This window comes from Rhodococcus sp. P4_E4 (genome assembly GCF_056401575.1).
In genome coordinates this window covers 1-17,491 of the sequence record NZ_JBFUJB010000026.1, presented here as the reverse complement: position 1 = coordinate 17,491, position 17,491 = coordinate 1, and the positions used below count along the sequence as shown (strand labels likewise).

Below are 17,491 nucleotides of genomic sequence, written 5' to 3'. Positions count from 1 at the left end.
GCGAGAATCGTTCGATGATCACGCGGAGCTCCGGTCAGCACGTATTCATCGCACTCGGCACGCCGTGGCTCGATGCCGTGGTCGCGTTTCTCGAACCCCGTGCCCGTGTCGATCCCTGGATCATGCGCGGAAAGATGGCCATCGGCGACCTGCTGATCACTGTTCTCGACACCACTCCTCGCACGCTGCTCTGCATCGAGACCGTGGCTGCGCCCTTCGACGGCACGTCGCGGATGGAAGTCGATGAACGCCCGTACGAACTCCACGGTATGCCCACCGTTCCAGAACTCGAACAACGATGGTCCATCACGTTTCCCACGGATCCAGGGCCGGTCGACGACGGACTGGCCGACCAAATTCTCACGGCCGGCCAGTCACACTGTGCGCACTACTTCGGCGACATCGACACGCTGGATCCGACGTCCACAGCTGCCCACGCCCGAACGTTGATGAACGAGCGGGGACACTGCACAGGTTGCAGCTCACCGATGCCGTTGCGAAAGTTCAACAGCAGCGATCGCCTTCACTTTCATTCCGCATCACGGATCTTCAGGCAGGCTGAGCCTGGTGACGACTACCCAGCCGTCCTGTGCCGCAAATGCACCGGAAGGATGGCCACGTCCGGGCACACCAACTTCATCGACTACATGCTGGCGAAAAATCCACCGTGCCCAGAGTGCGGTGCACACAGAACCGCTCAGTGTTCCCCGGGGATGCCGGTCCATCCATTCGATCACCTACCGTGGCTCGCCGGAACAGGCTGCGTCGTGGGACCGGACACCCCGGAATGGACGTGCCGAGCATGCAATCACTCATGGGGACAGATGTTCCCGCCGGATCACCCACAGCACGACTGATCAGTTCGCGGCGAAGCCGGGAAGCCGATCGATGTCCGCGATGATCGAATACTCCGCGGCGTCACCCTGGAGGATTCGACTCTGCTCGCCGCGGACGTCGACGGGGACGTCGCCGGCCAATGTCACCCGGTGCACACTGCGGGCCTGAGTCCCGTAGTCGGCGATACCGTAATGCTGAGTCGCCTGGTTGTCCCAGATCGCCAGGTCGCCGGCCGACCAGTTCCATCGAACAGTGTTTTCCAACTTGATGATTCGTGCCTGCAGGATCTGGTAAAGAGCGACCGACTCCGACGGCTTGAGCCCGACGAACTCCTTGAAGAAGTGACCGAGCAGGAGGGTCTTCTCCCCCGTCGCCGGATGGATACGCACCACCGGGTGTTCGGTCTCGTAGATCTCACGGGTGAATTCGGCGTAGTAGGCCTGGCGCTGCGCGTCTACCGGGTTCGCCTGATCGACAACCTCGGCATAGTCGTAGGCATTGGTGTGAACGGCCCGCAAATTCTCGACCAAGACCTTGAGCGAAGGCGGCAGTTGGTCGTACGCAGCGGTAGTCGACGCCCACGTCGTCGCTCCGCCGTACTCGGGAATGGTCGTCGCTCGCAGAATCGAGGCTTTCGGAATGCGGTCGACAAACGTCACGTCCGTGTGCCAACTGTTGGCGGCTCGGTCGAGCACCAACAGCTTGTCGCCCCTGGACTTCACCGTCGGATGCGGGGTGGTCTGGGTGCCGAGGGTTCCGGCGAATTCGTACTGCGACGTGTCGTCGAGATGATGCTGCCCACGGAAGAACACAACCTTGTGCGCTGCCAGCGCATAGTTGATCGCGTAGGCGGTCTCTTCGGACAAGTCCCCGGAGAGATGGACGCCGTCGATGCGGGCGCCGATCAGTTCGCCTACTTTGTGGACGGTGATTCCGCCGGCAGCGTAGATCTGCTCCGGGGTCTGGGTGACACGTTCGAGTTCGGTGACGGACATGGCGATCTCCTGTGAGTCGGTCAAGCCTACGGGCGCGGCAGTCGTCATGGCGCTGCCTACTGTGAACACTCAATCATTTACGCTGCGGGCTCGAATACGGTTGAACTCGAGGTGATCTCAAAGTTCGCCGCTCCCTCGCCGGAGAGTACTGCCGCTCACTGGGACGAGGCCGTCGTCGTTGTCGTCATGAGCTGTAGCGTGCGATCTGCCACACCCACGTCTACGGAGGACAGCATGCAACCCGAGGGCCCTGCCGAACAGATTCGTTCAACGCTCGCTCGCATCGCGCACCTTGCCGATACCGGCTCGGTCGAGGATTACGTGGAGCAGTTCACCCGCAAGGCCGAATGGAACATGCCGGCCAATCCCGATCGCGGTATCCCCGCACAGGTACGACGTGGCCGTGAAGAAATTGCTGCTGGAGTAGTCGAGCGCAGGGCGGCCGGAATTCAAGGGCCTGGCACGTTCACGCGTCACGTCACCACGGCGATCGCCGTGGACGTGACGTCGGAAACGACAGCCCGCGCGGATGCGGTGTGGACGTTCTACGTCGACACGACCACAACTCCCAAGCTCAGTGGCGTCGGGAGCTACGCCGACGAGTTCGAACTCGAAGATGGGCGGTGGCGACTGTCGCGACGAGTGATCTCGCGCGGCTGACGTTCAGTCTTCTTCGCCAGTGATCGCCTCACACCAGTCTTCGACCTGATCGATCCCCTCTTCCGTCCATTCCGGGCTCATGTCTTCCAGTGCATCGAAGACCACCTCGCAGGTCAGCATCTCCGGTGAACCCTCCGACCCCGCCGTCTCGGCGCCTTCAGCAGAAGCTGTGGCAACTGGGCCGGCGGCCAGCGCAACAGCCATCGCGCCTGTTCCGACCATCGCTTTCACACGCATCGGTTCTTCTCCTTCACTCTCGCTTCGGTCCTCGGGGTACCCGACTCGCCCCGCCCTACCCATCGCCGTCACTCATGTCCGACTTTCGGCGCCGACGGCATAGACTGAGCTCGTCGCCACCACGCTCTCGCAGCGTCGGGGGCGACAGATACACAGCTGGATCAGAATCGGAAGGCATCCCATTACAGAATCTCCCGCTCCGCACGACATCTACTTCGTACCCCCGGAGCAGGACAGCCCCAATCCCGTGGAACCGGCGTCGGCCGCGTCACGCGCACGGATGGGCGAGCTACCCGAGACCGTCCGATTCAAGAATCGTTTTGCCCTCGCGATCACGACCACCACGCCGCTCGAAGCGATGGTCGAAGATCTCCTCTTCATCCGCGACATCCTCGACGCCGCAGGAATCGAGTATCTACTCGTCCGCGGAAACGACGAGCGCCCCGTGATCGCGGTGAGCTGGACCGAGCGCAAAAACCTGCGGCAGGCACTTGTCGAGGGATGCGCCAACGCACCCTTCTATTCCAAAACCGTCGACGCGAAGAAGAGCCCAGCGCTCCTTGTCGCGGACGGTGCCCTGTCGAAAACCAACAAGTCACGGATCTTCCGCTTGTTCCGTCCGCGGGTTCACGTCGCAAGCGGCATGAACTACGGCGCGAACATCGGCGTTCAAATCGAATTGTGGTCGATTTCCGACGAAGAAATCGTCCTACCCGTCGAGAACTCACTGACACGACGAACCGTCCTCCCCGAAGAAGCTGTCCGAGGAACCGTCGAGCGATTCGGCCGGATCTGGCCGACTATCGAGAACATGTTCGCCGATCATGCCTCCGATATCAGCTTCGATATCGATCTGGTCTTTTCCTGGGTCGACGGCTCTTCCAAGGAGTTTCAGGCTCAGCGCGCCAAGCGCATGCAGAACTACATCGTCGGAGAGGGCGACGAATCAGAAGCGCGCTTCCGTCAGATCGACGAGCTCAAATACGCGCTTCGATCCATCCACATGTACGCGCCGTGGATCCGGCGGATCTTCGTCGCAACCGATTCCGATCGTCCGGACTGGCTTGCCGACGATCCGCGAGTCACGTTCATGCCCAGCGAAAAGTTCTTCGCCGATCCAAGTGTGTTGCCCACCCACAATTCTCAAGCTGTCGAGTGCCAGCTGCACCATATTCCGGGTCTGGCAGAGCATTTCCTCTACTCCAATGACGACATGTTCTTCGGTCGCCCCGTCGGCCCGGACATGTTCTTCTCCCCCGGTGGGATCAGCATGTTCATCGAGGCCGACACCAGAATCGGATTGGGACACAACGACAACGACCGCAGCGGGTTCGAGAATGCGGCTCGCGTCAACCGCCGTCTGCTACAGGACCGCTTCGGTCTGATGACCACCAGACATCTGGAGCACGCAGCGACGCCACTACGCAAGAGCGTGATGGCCGAGATGGAACGCGAGTTCGCCGAAGACTTCGCGGCCACTGCAGCAAGCACCTTCCGCGCGAGTTCCAATATCTCGGTGACCAATTCGCTGTACCACTACTACACGCTCATGAGTGGACGGTCGGTGGTGCAGAAGTCCGCCGCCGTCAAATACGTCGATACGACGGTCAAAGCCGGTTTGCGCGACATGGACTCACTGCTCGCCAAGCGCTCCATGGACTTCTTCTGCCTCAACGACGGCAGCGCTCCGGAGATCGATCTGGAACTTCGCACACGCAAGATCACGGAGTTCCTGGAGAGCTACTACCCCATCCCGGCGCCCTGGGAAGCCTAGACGAAACAAGGGCCCAGCCGATTTCGGCTGGGCCCTTGCTACTTCGGTCGATCAGCGTGCTGTCGCACGCTCCCGCTGCACCGGGATGGGCAGTCCGAGATTGTCACGCAACGTCGTTCCTTCGTAGTCACTGCGGAGAACACCTCGATCCTGCAGCAGCGGCACCACGTCGTCGACGAACTCGTCGAGGCCAGTCGGCACGAGGTGCGACCCGAGGATGAATCCGTCCGAACCGTCGTTGCTGACAAACGAATCTATTTTCTCGGCAACCTGCTGCGGTGTACCGACGATCGGTCCACGCTCGAACTGATCGATCACCACTTCGCGCAGATTCAACTTCTTGCTCTCGGCTACCGCGCGCAGTTTTGCGACGGTCGCGAAACGATCTTGGTGAATGAAGGCGCGGCCCTGGATGATCGGCGGAGCCTCGGGATCCGGAGCGATGTCGGGTAGTGGTCCTTCGGGGTCGTACTTCGACAGATCGAGATTCCAGATCTGTTCGAGCAGAACCAAAGCGGTCTGGCCGGTGACCTGCTGGTCGCGAATCTCTCGGTATTTCTCGATCGCATCTGCCTCCGAGGTGCCGAGAACAAAACTCGCCGACGGCAGGATCTTGATGTCGCCCGGGTCACGTCCGGCCGCGACGGCACGTGCTTTGATATCGCGATAGAAATCGGCCGCCTCGGGCAACTGACCGTACGGTGAGAAGATCGCGTCGGCATTGCCGGCAGCAAAATCGCGCCCCTGCGGCGACACCCCGGCCTGCAGAATAACCGGGCGCCCTTGCGGGCTACGCGGCACTGTGAATCGGCCGTTCACGTCGAAATGCGATCCATGAAAAGCGAATTCACCGGCATCCGGTCTCGCGAGAAAGCGCCCTGATGCCTTGTCGGCCACGATGTCGTCGCTTCGCCACGAATCCCACAGTTCACGCACCAGCGCTACGGTCTCCTCCGCACGCTCGTATCGTTGCGCGCGGTCGAGGTATCCGCCGCGGCGAAAGTTCTGGCCGGTGAATGCGTCGAACGAGGTGACGACGTTCCAGGCGGCACGCCCTCCGGACAACTGATCGAGCGTCGCGAATTGGCGGGCCAGTTCGTAAGGCTCGTTGAACGTGGCGTTGATGGTGCCGGCCAATCCGAGGTGTTCGGTTACTGCCGCCAACGACGCAAGGACCGTGAAGGTGTCTGGCCTACCGATGATGTCTTGGTCGAAAATCTGTCCCGCACGCTCACGAAGGGCGAGGCCTTCGGCGAGGAAGAAGAAGTCGAACTTCCCACGCTCGGCGGTTCGAGCGGTGTGCTCGAAAGAATCGAACTCTATCTGGCTGCCCGCCTGCGGATCCCACCATGCAGTGTGATGGTTGACGCCGCCGAGGTAGGCACCCAGGATGACCTGCTTACGCTTCTGAGAACTCATGAAAATCTATTCCTCGTCTGTCAGGCGGCCGGAGTGCCGGCGGCGTAGCGGTTGGGAACGTCGATGGGTAGACCAAGGAGTCCGCGAAGATTCGTCTGCGGATATTCGGTGCGGAATACGTTGCGTCGCTGCAATTCAGGCACCAGCTCACCGGCGATGGCGTCGAGGTCGTCCACGAGGACGCCCGGCCGCAACCGGAAGCCGTCGATTCCCAACTGCTGCCACCGGAGCAGGAGATCCGCCAACTCCGCAGCAGAGCCGGTGAAGGTCAGCGCGTCCGAACGGTATTCGGTGCCGGCCTGCGCGTCGAGACGAGCGAGCCGTTCCTTTCCGGTTTCTTCCGGCGTATCGAAGAAGACGACGATGTCGGTGAAGACCCGAAGAGGTTCGCCGGTGCGCTGCACGTGTTCTTCGGCTGCTCGCACGTCACCCAGGATTGCCGTGACCTGCTCGTCGTCGAACGGCGTCACGAACACCAGATCGGCCGTCCGCGCCGCCAGCTCGTACGCGACCCGCTGATGTGCCAACGCGGTAACGACGGGATGCCCCTGCGGCGGGCGCGGAGTCACCGACGGTCCACGGACCGAGAGGTACTTTCCCTCGAAGTCGATGTAGTGCAACTTGTCTCGGTCGATGAACCGGCGCTGCTCCACGTCGCGGATCTCGGCGCCGTCCTCCCAGCTGTCCCAGAGTCGCCGGATTACGTCAGCCGCCTCCGCAGCTTCGTCGAACAGGTCGCGCACGAAGTCCGGGAGGACGCCTGAAACGATCGACTGACGGTCGGCATCGGTGAGCGCGGGGATGTCGCGACGCCCGAACTGTGCTGCCTCGGATTCCGACGCCGAAACCTTCACCTGCCATCCGGCGCGACCGCGCGAGGTGTAATCAAGCGTGGCAACGGCTTTGGACACGTGGAACGGCTCGGTGTGAATGGTGGTGATGGTCGGGATCAAGCCGATGTTGCTCGTGATCGGTGCCAGTCGGGCGGCCACGAGATGTGCGTCGAGCCGAGCACGCACCCGATCAACCGCGTCGTCGACGGGCTCGAGTGGGTTGGCCGGCACCGAGAGACTGTCCTCGATGGTGACGAAATCGAGCAGACCACGCTCGGCGGTCGTCACCACGTCAGTCCAATACGACGCGCTGAACAGCTCACTCGGGCGCGAGTGCGGCTCTCGCCAGGCCGCTGGGTGCCAACCGGCACCGTCCAGCGCTACGGCGAGATGCAACGGAGCAAGATGAGAAGAGGGGGTGGAGGTCATCGGCGCATACTCCTGTTCGAGAACTACTCGGGAGCGCACAGTGCCGACCGCAGAAACCGTCAGCACCCGACTGACGGTTCTCGTGGCGACTGCCGCTTGCGACACGCACCGCGCGTATCGCCAGGTGTGATTCCGGGGCACCCCATCGGCATGAAGGGTTGCCGTCCAGCTAGCCGGTCCTTGTTGCTGGAGCTCTGCACCTACCTCGACGGTAGTGAGTACGCGACCGCCCGGCAATCGCCCAGAACTGCGCGGGGGTGCCGGAAACCGCCTGCCACCTCAGATGATCGAGCGTGCCGCCTTTTCGCTCTCGAGGATTCGAATGCCGGCAGCACTGAGCCTCCGGGCACCCTCAGCCGCGTCGACAGGCTCACCGACCGTCACGTGCGCGCCGAGTGGAACGACCGAATGAACAATTGTCTCGTCGTAGACGTGCACCAGGTTGCACCCCTGAGCCCCGTCACGACCACGCTGACCACCGACTTCCACGTTCAAGTCCTGGGTGTAACACGTCGACGACGCCACGGACACCGGAATGCCGGCGAACGTCGCCGTCGTCGAATAGTGCAGGTGCCCGGCAAGAATCGCCCGGACGTCGCTGCCACGCAAGACGTTTGCCAACCGGGACTGATCGCGCAACTCCACCAGAACCGCGAGATCCTGAATGCACGGAACCGGCGGATGATGCAGCGCCAGAATTGTTCCGTCGGGCGCGGGCGCCGCCAATTCTGAGCGTAGCCAATCCAATTGACGATCCGAGATCTCACCGTAGTGGTGACCGGGAACCGACGAATCCAGGGTGATCACCCGCAGTCCGTCAAGGTCGTAGACGTTGTCGACGGGATGATCGGTGGCGTCCTCGCCCAACAGCAGAGACCTGAAAGTAGAGCGGTCGTCGTGGTTGCCCATCGCCCAGATGACCTGCGCATCGATCTCGGCCGCCACGGGTTCCACGATGGCTTTCAATTCCGCGTATGCGTCGGGGTGTCCCTGGTCGGTCAGGTCGCCGGTGAATATCAGTGCATCCGGGCGTGCGCCCGAGGCCACGATCCCGCTGAGCACTTCCCGCAATCTCGTCGACGCATCCACGGCGTCGTACAACTCCCCCTGAGCCACCAGATGCGTGTCACTGAGGTGCACCAGGAAATGCTTCGGACGCGGGTACTCGGCATTCCGAACGCTCATCGGTCTCTCGCTTCCGCTTGCCGACGCTTAGGCGCCGGTGCGGCACCTACTGATCGTCGAGACTAGTCAACCGACCAACAGTGACTGATCGGGGCACGCCCGACGAACACGAAGCGAACTCCCGCGGCGACCCTCGGGATCGAGTAGTTGAAGCTGCGAGTAGTGTGTGGACAGTGTTGTTCCTGACCAGTCGGCGTTACGTCGACCTTCGCCTGCAGGCGAGCGCAATGTGTACGCGCTCGCTCTGACCTGACGCGTACCAGGAAACATTTCTTCGAATCTGCCCGGCCTCTGGTGCCGCGCTGCGTTTCGCTCCCTTGATTTTCGAAAGGCATAGTCATGCCCAGCTCCACCTCCACCGGCGTGCCGGAAAAGTCCACGTCCCGTTTTCCGTCCTGGGCGACGGCATTCGGACCGCAGATCGTCGCCGGTCTCGTACTCGGTGTCATCATCGGTCTCGTCGCCCGGGCAATGCCTGATGCAGCCGACGGCAACGTCAACTGGTTGGTCGGCACCGTACAGACCATCGGTTCGAGTTACGTCAAGCTGCTCACCGTTGCGGTGATCCCGCTGGTGTTCACCGCCATTGTCAGCTCCATCGCCAACCTGCGCCAGGTCGCCAATGCAGCTCGCCTGGCCGTGCAGACCTTGCTCTGGTTCGCGATCACCGCTTTCATTGCTGTGATCATCGGCATCGTCGTCGGCCTGATCACCGATCCCGGTTCACGGACCGACGTCGCCGCCGAAGCAGCGAAGGAACCCAAGAGCTCCGGCTCCTGGTGGGCGTTCATCACCGGACTGGTTCCGAACAACTTCCTGGGGTTGGGTGCAAAGACTTCCGTCGCCGAAGGCGTGGCGACTACATCGCTGAGCTTCAACGTCCTGCAGCTGCTCGTCATCGCCGGCGCAATCGGCATTGCTGCACTCAAGATCGGTCCCAAGGCTGCGCCGTTCCTCGAGTTCAACGCTTCGCTGCTCGCGATCGTCCAGAAGGTCCTGTGGTGGATCATCCGCCTCGCCCCGATCGGCACCGCCGCGCTGATCGCCAACGCTGTCGCCACCTACGGCTGGGATGCGATCGGCTCGCTGGGCGTCTTCACCGCAGCCATCTACATCGGTCTGGCCATTGTCTTCTTCGTGGTCTACCCCATCCTGATTGCCGCACACGGTCTCTCGGTTCGAAGCTTCTTCTCCGGTGTCTGGCCCGCAACTCAGCTCGGATTCGTCTCGCGCTCGTCGATCGGCACCCTGCCGCTGACCGAACGCGTCACCGAACGCAACCTCGGTGTTCCGCGTGAGTACGCCTCGTTCGCCGTTCCGCTCGGTGCCACCACGAAGATGGACGGTTGCGCCGCAATCTATCCCGCGATCGCGGCAATCTTCGTCGCCGGCTTCTACGACGTTCCGCTGACCTTCACCGATTACCTGCTGATCGTCGTCGTTTCGGTCATCGGCTCGGCAGCAACGGCCGGAACTACGGGTGCGACAGTCATGCTCACACTCACACTCTCCACCCTGGGTCTTCCCCTGGCCGGCGTCGGACTGCTCCTCGCAGTCGAACCGATCGTCGACATGGGCCGTACCGCAGTCAACGTCACCGGCCAGGCTCTGGTTCCGGTCATCGTCGCACACCCGAGCAACACGGTGCGGGGACGCTGCTTTTCACCCCAGGTTTCACCCTTACCGAAATAAACCATTTGGTCGTTATGACCAGTATGCTCAGCCGGCACAGCCCTCAGAAGTGGAAGGGCTGCCCATTTGAACACGAGGTCACATGAAGCTCCGCCGTCTGGCATTCAGCATCGCAGGTTGCGCCGCAATCACTCTGGTTGCCGCACCCGCCGCTCAGGCATCCACGGTTTTCGATTTCCTACCGATCGAGATCGCACGCATGATTCCGACTGGCTCTGCCGACGCAGTCCAGCCGTTCCTTCCCCCGGTCTTCGCACCGCCTGCACCGCCCGCTCCGCAAGCGCCCCAGAACCAGCCGGCGCCGCAGAACACTCCCGCACCGGCGCGGTATTACCAGAACTGCACTGCCGTGCGTAACGCCGGCGCAGCTCCGTTGTACCGGGGCCAGAACGGATATGCCCCGCATCTCGACCGGGACAACGACGGCATCGCCTGCGAGTGATCCAACGCTCGGGTTGTGGTGCACCCACAACCCGAGCACTGTTGTCGAACCGTCAGACGCCCAACGCCCGGGACAAAGTCGGCCACGCCTTGGGTAGTCGTTCACGCCAATATGCCCACGCGTGTGTGCCGTTCGGCTCGTAATCTACCTGCGCCGGAATCTTCAGCTCCTGCAACCGCGCGTCGAACATCTTGGTGCAGGCATGCGCAGCAACCTCGATGCCGCCGCCGATCACCAGACGCTCGAGTAGTTCCGGAGTCTGCAGCGTCTCGTCAGATCCAGGACGACCATTTGCCGTCGACACGTAGATTTCCTTGCCACGCAACTTCTCTGCGTTGATCAACGAATCATGTGCCTCCCACTCCGGGCCCCCTGGCACACCCCAGATGTTGGCCGGATCTCCGCTTCGAGAAGAAATCGTGGCCTGGACGGCAGTTCGGCCGAGCGGATCCATCGTGGAATAACAGCCGCTGAACACGGCAACGCCGCGATACATGTCCGGAAAGCGTTGGGCGAGCATCATTGCACCCATTGCGCCCATGGAATTGCCGGCAATCGCGTTGATTCCGTTGGTCTTGAGTCGCGCGTCGATCAGCGGTGGCAACTCCTCGGTGATGAAGGTTTCCCACTTGTGCAGTCCCAGCCGCGGATCCGGATTCTCCCAGTCCGAGTACAGGCTCGCGATCCCACCGTTGAGCATCACGACGTTGACGTTCTTGTCGGCGAAGAACGCCGGGGCGCCGCCGATCGTCATCCATCCGCTGCTCTTCTCTCCGGCGTCGACGCCCTCGAGCATGTACAGCGCTGGGCGCGGAACCGAATTGTCCGCGGGTAGCAAGATCTCGACGCCGACCTCGCGTCGAAGTGCAGGCGACGCCACCGTCAGCCTGACTGCCTGCGGTGCGGTCACCTTCTCGCCGACGATGGCCGGGACGACGATGTCGTCGCGCAGCTCCGGCTTGGGGCCCGGATCCTCCTGAAGCGGTCCTGGGATCGTCGACCCCGAACTCACGCTGCCCTCGACGCTGCCCAGACTTCCCGAGCTTCCCGAGCTCCCGGAACTCGGCGCTGCCGTCGACAGTCCGCCCAACTGCAAAGAAAGTGCACAAACGGCCAAACACACCGCACCTGTGCGCGCAGATCGGATCCACGCACGCCGCTCAGTCCTCATGAAACTCCCAAACCAGTCAATGATGTTTCCGTGAACATACCGTGCAGTTCGGACTTTCTTGGACAAACGACCACGACAAGATCTGTCGGTCGCCGCCACTAGGCTGGCCCCGTGCAACCGGATTCAGTCAGGGCCCTCGACCTCGACCGAATTCGCGCTGTCGTGGGCACAACCACCTACGAACGCGGACTTACCTACCTGCGGCAGAATGCAGTCGAATCCATCGCATGGAACGACACCGCTGACACCTTGACCGGCGCTGTATCGGGAACCGCGCGAGAGCCGTACACCTGCACGATTTCGGTAAGTCGCAGCGCGGCCGGTACAGCAACGTTCACGCGTGGCCTCTGCACGTGTCCCGTGCGGATGAACTGCAAGCACGTAGTCGCGTTGGTGCTCGCAGCGGTTGCCGAGGCGAACAAGACTCCACAACACCTCGGATGGGACAGCGCGCTCGAGGAGTTGCTCCGACCAGACCCGGCCGGCCGCACTACACGTGGACTTGGCATTCAATTCACCACCCGAACCAAGGGCGCATCGACAAGGCTCATCGTCAAACCCGTACAACCAGGAGCGAGAGGGTGGATCTCCGGCGGGCTCGCCTGGAACAAGCTCGGAAGCACTTTTCAGTTCCCCGCGGATCACCTCCGGGTTCTACGCGACATACATCTCCTCCACAGCGCCGGCAATTACTACCGAAATCAAAATGCCGCGGAAATCGATCTTGCCGGGTTCGCGAGCCCGCAACTCTGGTCTCTTCTTCGTGAGGCGATCAGCGTGGGCGTTTCACTCGTTCACTCGAAGGCCGGCCTCGGCCACATCTCCCTACTCGACGATGCCAGCATCTGCCTCGACGTCCACGGAGCGGAAGACAACAACCTCCGCCTGACGCCCCGAATTCAGGCCGGTGGGCACATCGTGACTCATTCCGATTGGGGACTGGTCGGCATGCCGGCACATGGCGTCTTCGCGCTCGACGCCGCCAACGCGATCACTCTCGCACCACTGCACACGCCGATAACTCACCAATTGAGGCAGTTGATCGACTCCGGAAAATCGGTCGACATACCCGCCGAGCATCGGGATGCATTCACTTCGCGGTTCGTGTTCAAACTCGGAAACCTCGCTCCCGTCATATCTTCCGATGGCGCCTACAACCCACCGACTGTGTCCGGTCCTCGGCTACAACTGGTCGCCACGTACGCGGACAACCACCGCATCGACATCGAATCGGCATGGAAGTACACAGTCGATGCCGACGAACTGATCATTTCTACCGCAGACACAACCACCGACGAGTCCGAGATCCGCAACCACGTTGCCGAAGATGCCATTGCCAAGAGCCTCGGTGCGGCCGCGGCGAAGGCCACTCTCGCGGGAACGTTGGCCGGCCTCGATTCCATGCAGTTCACACTCGACCTCCTCCCCCAACTCGACGCGAACGACGACGTCGACCTCACCGTCGTGGGCACTCCCGCCGACTATCGGCCCGCAGACGACGCTGTCGTGATCGGCCTCAGCACGTCAGCCCCCGACGGGAGCAGCGGATCCGACTGGTTCGACCTCGACGTCACCGTCGACGTTGCGGGACAAGGCGTTCCGTTCACCACGCTGTTCTCCGCCCTGAGCAGGGGTGAGACTCACATACTGCTGCCGGACGGCGCCTTCTTCCGACTCGACGCACCCGAACTTCTCGGTCTACACCGACTCATCACCGAAGCGCGGTCGCTGCTCGATCGACCAACCGGCAAACTCGCGATCAGCAAGTTTCAAGCCGGGCTGTGGGAAGAATTGACGGCACTGGGAAGAGTCGAACATCAGGCAGCAGCTTGGAAGAAGCAGATCGCAGGATTGCTCGGCGGTTCCGGGATCGAACCCGTCGACGTCCCCGCCACGTTGACGGCAACACTGCGCCCCTATCAGGTCGACGGATTCCGCTGGCTCAACTTCCTCCGGCAGCACAGCCTGGGAGGCATACTCGCCGACGACATGGGCCTGGGCAAGACCCTGCAAACTCTCGCAATGATCTGCACTGCACGGCAATCGAATCCAGCGGCGCCGCCCTTTCTGATCGTTGCTCCCACCAGCGTGGTCTCCAATTGGAAATCCGAGGTGGCCAAGTTTGCACCAACCCTCCACACCGCTGTCATCACGGATACTCTGCGGCGCAGAAGAACCGACCTGGCAACACTCGTCGACGGGGCGGACATCGTCGTGACGTCGTACGCTCTCTTTCGCCTCGACACCGATGCGTATTCGGCGGGCGTCTGGTCCGGACTGGTACTCGACGAAGCCCAATTCGCCAAGAACCACAAGTCCAAGGTCCACAAGTGTGCGACGGCAGTGAACGCACCCTTCAAACTCGCGATCACCGGCACTCCCATGGAAAACAATCTCATGGAGTTGTGGTCGCTCCTCGCGATCACTGCACCAGGACTGTTCCCCAGTCCCACCACCTTCACCGACGTCTACCGCAACCCCATCGAAAAGGAAGGCGACACAGAGCGATTGGCGCAACTTCGGCGGCGCGTCAAACCGCTGATGGTTCGGCGCACCAAGGAACAGGTGGCTGCAGACTTGCCGCCGAAGCAGGAACAGATACTCGAGATCGAGTTGCATCCGAGCCATCGCGCGATCTACGACACCCACCTGCAACGCGAACGGCAGAAGATTCTCGGACTGCTCGACGACGTCGACAAGAACCGATTCACGATCCTGCAATCGCTGACGGTGCTACGCCAACTCAGTCTCGACGTCTCGCTGGTCGACGAGGAAAGCGGACCTGTCCCCTCAGCCAAGGTCGACGCTCTCGTCGAGCAATTGGACGACGTCATTGCGGGCGGACACCGTGCGTTGATCTTCAGCCAATTCACAGGGTTCCTCGGTTCTGTCCGCAAACGACTCGACACGGAAAAAATTCCGTACAGCTATCTCGACGGTTCGACGCGCAATCGCGGTGAAGTGTTGGAGGAGTTCAAGTCTGGCGCAGCCCCCGTATTCCTGATCAGCCTCAAGGCTGGTGGCTTCGGCCTCAATCTCACCGAGGCCGACTACTGCTTCATTCTCGACCCTTGGTGGAACCCGGCCGCCGAGGCACAAGCGGTCGATCGCACTCACCGCATCGGGCAGACACGAAACGTCATGGTCTACCGTCTCATTGCCAAAGACACGATCGAAGAGAAGGTCATGGCACTCAAGGCCAAGAAGTCGGCATTGTTCTCGAATGTCATGGACGCCGAAGGCACACTGGGCACCGGACTCGACGCCGAGGATCTTCGCGCGCTGTTCGAGTGAGGTACCCATTCGGTCGAACCTCACCTACGTGCCCACGGTAATGTGAGTCCAGAACGGACAACACAGAACTCCCGAACGAAGAAATCAACTTCGTTCGAACGAGAGGAACCTGAATGGGCGTCACACTTGCCAAGGGCGGCAACGTATCTCTGTCGAAAGCCGCACCCAACCTCACCAAGGTCGCAGTCGGTCTCGGCTGGGATGCACGCAGTACCAGTGGTGCCGACTTCGACCTCGACGCCAGTGCGTTGGTCACAGGCCCGGAACGCAAGGTCCTTTCCGACCTGCACTTCGTCTTCTACAACAACCTTCGCTCGCCCGACGGATCCATCGAGCACACCGGCGACAACCTCACCGGTGAAGGTGACGGCGACGACGAAGTCATCAACGTCGACCTCCCGGCTGTACCGCCCAACGTCACCAACATCTTCTTCCCCGTCTCGATTCACGACGCAGATGCCCGACTCCAGTCCTTCGGGCAGGTCACCAACGCCTACATCCGCGTCGTAGATCTGTCGAATGGATCCGAGCTGGCACGATACGACCTTTCGGAAGACGCTTCCACCGAGACCGCCATGCTTTTCGGATCGAACCCCGTTTCGGTTGTCTGCATCGAACGCGCGAGTTAACGCTGCAGGATCGCCCTAGCGAGGTGAGCTGCCCAGGGAGAGTCCTCTTTGGTGCCGAACTTCCCCAGCTCGTACCCCGTAGCGCCGATCAAACCGAGCACCTCTACGGTGCTCCCGGACGTGTCACGTTTGGAAGTCTGAGCGCCGGACATGAGGATGCTTGACGACCGAATCGACTCCAGTGCTCCCGCGACGAAGCGATGACGATCTGCCGGCGACAAACCAGCGGCTACGGCGAGGAGGACAAGAAGTTCCACTGCTCTCTGCGAGCCTCCCGGCGCAACCGGAACGCTGTCGACGATCACCGACCACATGATTGATGCGTCCTGCTGCGCTGACTGTCCCCGCTTCGTCAGCACAATCTGCCCTTTGTGCTTTCGCACCAGGCCAAACCTCTTGAGTACTGCGAAGAGTGATCGCCCCTTGGGAAGGTTGACAGGTCCTAGTTCGGGTTCGTCGAGCATTGCGTCGACCGTCGTGAAGAAGTCATCAGCGTCGACCCCTTCGACACCGATCAGCGCCAGGACCGATTGAAGGCGTTGGCCCGCCTCGACGTGGACCAACTCTCCGATTGCCGACTCATCGTCAATGCCGGCTCGGGCGAGGACCGCGCGCAGTTCCGGGACGCGCGAGGGTTCCAGGCATTCGACGAGCATTGCGGTGTCGTACGGCGCAACGATCTCGTCCGGTCGAGGTATATGAAGGCGATTGTTGACCTCAGCGATCTCGAATCGTGTCGGCTCGAATTCGGTTTGCGGCCATTCGAGGGTCCATTCGTGGGAGCGCAACTTCTCCGAAGCGAGGACACCGAGGAGCTGCTCGTACTCGTCAGGCCCGACGCATTCCTCCGGCGGACACGCACCGCGACCCGCGGCACACACAATCTGGAATCCGTCGGGCAGTATTTCCGAAGATTCAAGTGTCAGCGTGTGACTCCAGTTTCCGAAGCGTCCGTAGCGATATCTAAGTTCATCGCCGGGCGAGACCATGACCTCGTCCAGACGTACCGCAGACTCTACGATCGCCACTCGTCCGGCGAGGCGCTGCTCGGCGTTGCTTCCGGAAGCTACATACTCTTCGACCTCGCCGGGAAATCGGGTTCCTGACTTGGACCACGCGTGCGAATGACGGTCACTCCACCCCATTGCCCGTTGAACCACCGAATGCAGGTCACCCAGATTCAAATCCGACGCGACGAGAATTCGTCGCCAGATCTGAGTGGATACATTGTCGACGCTGATACGTATCGCGTATTGCGCCGGAACCGCGCGCCTCTTCGAACGTAACGATCGCGCAATCTGAACGCCCCCACGCACTCCGCCAGCTTCTTGTACAAACCTTTGCAGTTCTTCAGGTTCCGTCGGAACGAGTCGCAAATGCGACACCCGCGAGCTGCTCAACCCCACCATGACACTCAGCCTAGGCCAAAGTACTAGGGACAAAGGCACAAAATCGGAGAGTACTTCGCACCTATGAGAGGGTTCACAATCTGTACCTTGGCTAACCAGTCGCTACGTGCGTCGGCGCTGGCATCTTCCTCACCCAATTCCTGCCCTGATCGTGCCCTGATCGTGCGAACGGTACGTTCGGTCGATCTGAGGCGACGAATGTACCGTTCGCTCGAAGTCGGGGGTGTGCCGGCCGTGCTCTTCTGCTCGTGATGGTGTGAACGGGGCGTTGGGTCGATCTGAGGCGACGAACGTACCGTTCGCTCGAAGCCGGGGGTGCCGGCGACGGGATGTTTCGGGGTGTTTTGGGTACGAGAAAGCCCCCCAACCATCACTGGTTGGGGGGCTTCTCAAGTTGTGTTCGGCGGTGTCCTACTCTCCCACACCCTGTCGAGTGCAGTACCATCGGCGCTGAAGGGCTTAGCTTCCGGGTTCGGAATGGGACC

13 protein-coding genes, 1 rRNA gene, 1 pseudogene and 1 riboswitch are annotated in these 17,491 nt (G+C 61.5%); of the genes and pseudogenes, 7 read left to right on the top strand and 8 right to left on the bottom strand.

What is annotated here, in order from left to right; all coding sequences use genetic code 11:
- The first annotated feature begins 14 nt into the window (after positions 1-14).
- A complete protein-coding gene (locus AC1DVN_RS26400; RefSeq protein WP_397510524.1) occupies positions 15-857 on the top strand; it encodes a hypothetical protein in 843 nt (280 codons plus the stop codon).
- Here AC1DVN_RS26400 and AC1DVN_RS26395 read toward each other — a convergent pair whose 3' ends face one another.
- Positions 858-1,832, bottom strand: coding sequence for a TauD/TfdA dioxygenase family protein (locus AC1DVN_RS26395; RefSeq protein ID WP_211919389.1), 975 nt, complete (start codon positions 1,830-1,832; stop codon positions 858-860).
- Positions 1,833-2,066: 234 nt separating this feature from the next.
- Here AC1DVN_RS26395 and AC1DVN_RS26390 point away from each other — a divergent pair, with 234 nt between their 5' ends.
- Complete coding sequence (locus tag AC1DVN_RS26390; protein WP_477994399.1) at positions 2,067-2,492, top strand: nuclear transport factor 2 family protein; 426 nt, start codon at positions 2,067-2,069, stop codon at positions 2,490-2,492.
- A 3-nt stretch (positions 2,493-2,495) separates the two neighbouring features.
- Here the strand turns inward: AC1DVN_RS26390 and AC1DVN_RS26385 are convergent, their stop codons facing one another.
- Positions 2,496-2,729: a hypothetical protein gene (locus AC1DVN_RS26385; RefSeq protein ID WP_024488025.1), complete on the bottom strand. Its 234-nt coding sequence runs from the start codon at positions 2,727-2,729 to the stop codon at positions 2,496-2,498.
- Between the two features lie 280 nt (positions 2,730-3,009).
- Between AC1DVN_RS26385 and AC1DVN_RS26380 the strand changes: the two genes are divergently transcribed.
- The gene (locus AC1DVN_RS26380) at positions 3,010-4,503 is read left to right on the top strand and encodes a stealth family protein (RefSeq protein WP_020970156.1); all 1,494 of its coding nucleotides are present in this window, start codon (positions 3,010-3,012) and stop codon (positions 4,501-4,503) included.
- Between the two features lie 51 nt (positions 4,504-4,554).
- On the opposite strand, the gene AC1DVN_RS26375 is transcribed toward AC1DVN_RS26380, so the two are convergent.
- From AC1DVN_RS26375 to AC1DVN_RS26365, 3 genes are all read right to left on the bottom strand, one after another.
- The gene (locus AC1DVN_RS26375) at positions 4,555-5,922 is read right to left on the bottom strand and encodes an NtaA/DmoA family FMN-dependent monooxygenase (RefSeq protein ID WP_020970157.1); all 1,368 of its coding nucleotides are present in this window, start codon (positions 5,920-5,922) and stop codon (positions 4,555-4,557) included.
- A gap of 20 nt (positions 5,923-5,942) precedes the next feature.
- Entirely contained in the window at positions 5,943-7,289 is a 1,347-nt protein-coding gene (locus AC1DVN_RS26370; protein ID WP_477994398.1) for an LLM class flavin-dependent oxidoreductase, read from the bottom strand.
- Positions 7,272-7,385, bottom strand: a riboswitch (SAM riboswitch). Its footprint overlaps the gene before it by 18 nt.
- 78 nt (positions 7,386-7,463) lie before the next feature.
- Positions 7,464-8,369: a phosphodiesterase gene (locus AC1DVN_RS26365; RefSeq protein ID WP_477994397.1), complete on the bottom strand. Its 906-nt coding sequence runs from the start codon at positions 8,367-8,369 to the stop codon at positions 7,464-7,466.
- 339 nt (positions 8,370-8,708) lie between these two features.
- On the opposite strand from AC1DVN_RS26365, the gene AC1DVN_RS26360 reads away from it, so the two are divergent.
- Both AC1DVN_RS26360 and AC1DVN_RS26355 read left to right on the top strand, forming a co-directional pair.
- Entirely contained in the window at positions 8,709-10,061 is a 1,353-nt protein-coding gene (locus AC1DVN_RS26360; RefSeq protein ID WP_477994396.1) for a dicarboxylate/amino acid:cation symporter, read from the top strand.
- Between the two features lie 82 nt (positions 10,062-10,143).
- The gene (locus AC1DVN_RS26355; protein ID WP_020970160.1) at positions 10,144-10,503 is read left to right on the top strand and encodes an excalibur calcium-binding domain-containing protein; all 360 of its coding nucleotides are present in this window, start codon (positions 10,144-10,146) and stop codon (positions 10,501-10,503) included.
- 52 nt (positions 10,504-10,555) lie between these two features.
- On the opposite strand, the gene AC1DVN_RS26350 is transcribed toward AC1DVN_RS26355, so the two are convergent.
- Complete coding sequence (locus AC1DVN_RS26350; protein WP_019749282.1) at positions 10,556-11,674, bottom strand: alpha/beta hydrolase; 1,119 nt, start codon at positions 11,672-11,674, stop codon at positions 10,556-10,558.
- A 111-nt stretch (positions 11,675-11,785) separates the two neighbouring features.
- Between AC1DVN_RS26350 and AC1DVN_RS26345 the strand changes: the two genes are divergently transcribed.
- Both AC1DVN_RS26345 and AC1DVN_RS26340 read left to right on the top strand, forming a co-directional pair.
- Complete coding sequence (locus AC1DVN_RS26345) at positions 11,786-14,968, top strand: DEAD/DEAH box helicase (RefSeq protein ID WP_477994395.1); 3,183 nt, start codon at positions 11,786-11,788, stop codon at positions 14,966-14,968.
- A 113-nt stretch (positions 14,969-15,081) separates the two neighbouring features.
- Positions 15,082-15,555: pseudogene (locus AC1DVN_RS26340) on the top strand (TerD family protein); the annotation flags it as partial.
- Between the two features lie 38 nt (positions 15,556-15,593).
- On the opposite strand, the gene AC1DVN_RS26335 reads toward AC1DVN_RS26340, so the two are convergent.
- Together AC1DVN_RS26335 and rrf are read right to left on the bottom strand one after the other, a co-directional pair.
- Positions 15,594-17,006 (bottom strand): plasmid pRiA4b ORF-3 family protein, encoded by a 1,413-nt coding sequence (locus AC1DVN_RS26335; RefSeq protein ID WP_477994394.1) that lies wholly within the window; start codon positions 17,004-17,006, stop codon positions 15,594-15,596.
- Between the two features lie 398 nt (positions 17,007-17,404).
- Positions 17,405-17,491: ribosomal RNA gene (rrf, locus tag AC1DVN_RS26330) — 5S ribosomal RNA — on the bottom strand; the annotation flags it as partial.

Excerpts from the sequence above, each read along its gene's own strand:
- AC1DVN_RS26360 (WP_477994396.1), top strand. The coding sequence starts at position 8,709 with ATGCCCAGCTCCACCTCCACCGGCGTGCCGGAAAAGTCCACGTCCCGT.
- AC1DVN_RS26375 (WP_020970157.1), bottom strand. The coding sequence starts at position 5,922 with ATGAGTTCTCAGAAGCGTAAGCAGGTCATCCTGGGTGCCTACCTCGGC.
- AC1DVN_RS26350 (WP_019749282.1), bottom strand. The coding sequence starts at position 11,674 with ATGAGGACTGAGCGGCGTGCGTGGATCCGATCTGCGCGCACAGGTGCG.
- AC1DVN_RS26400 (WP_397510524.1), top strand. The coding sequence starts at position 15 with ATGATCACGCGGAGCTCCGGTCAGCACGTATTCATCGCACTCGGCACG.
- AC1DVN_RS26385 (WP_024488025.1), bottom strand. The coding sequence starts at position 2,729 with ATGCGTGTGAAAGCGATGGTCGGAACAGGCGCGATGGCTGTTGCGCTG.
- AC1DVN_RS26335 (WP_477994394.1), bottom strand. The coding sequence starts at position 17,006 with ATGGTGGGGTTGAGCAGCTCGCGGGTGTCGCATTTGCGACTCGTTCCG.
- AC1DVN_RS26355 (WP_020970160.1), top strand. The coding sequence starts at position 10,144 with ATGAAGCTCCGCCGTCTGGCATTCAGCATCGCAGGTTGCGCCGCAATC.
- AC1DVN_RS26365 (WP_477994397.1), bottom strand. The coding sequence starts at position 8,369 with ATGAGCGTTCGGAATGCCGAGTACCCGCGTCCGAAGCATTTCCTGGTG.
- AC1DVN_RS26395 (WP_211919389.1), bottom strand. The coding sequence starts at position 1,832 with ATGTCCGTCACCGAACTCGAACGTGTCACCCAGACCCCGGAGCAGATC.
- AC1DVN_RS26380 (WP_020970156.1), top strand. The coding sequence starts at position 3,010 with ATGGGCGAGCTACCCGAGACCGTCCGATTCAAGAATCGTTTTGCCCTC.
- AC1DVN_RS26390 (WP_477994399.1), top strand. The coding sequence starts at position 2,067 with ATGCAACCCGAGGGCCCTGCCGAACAGATTCGTTCAACGCTCGCTCGC.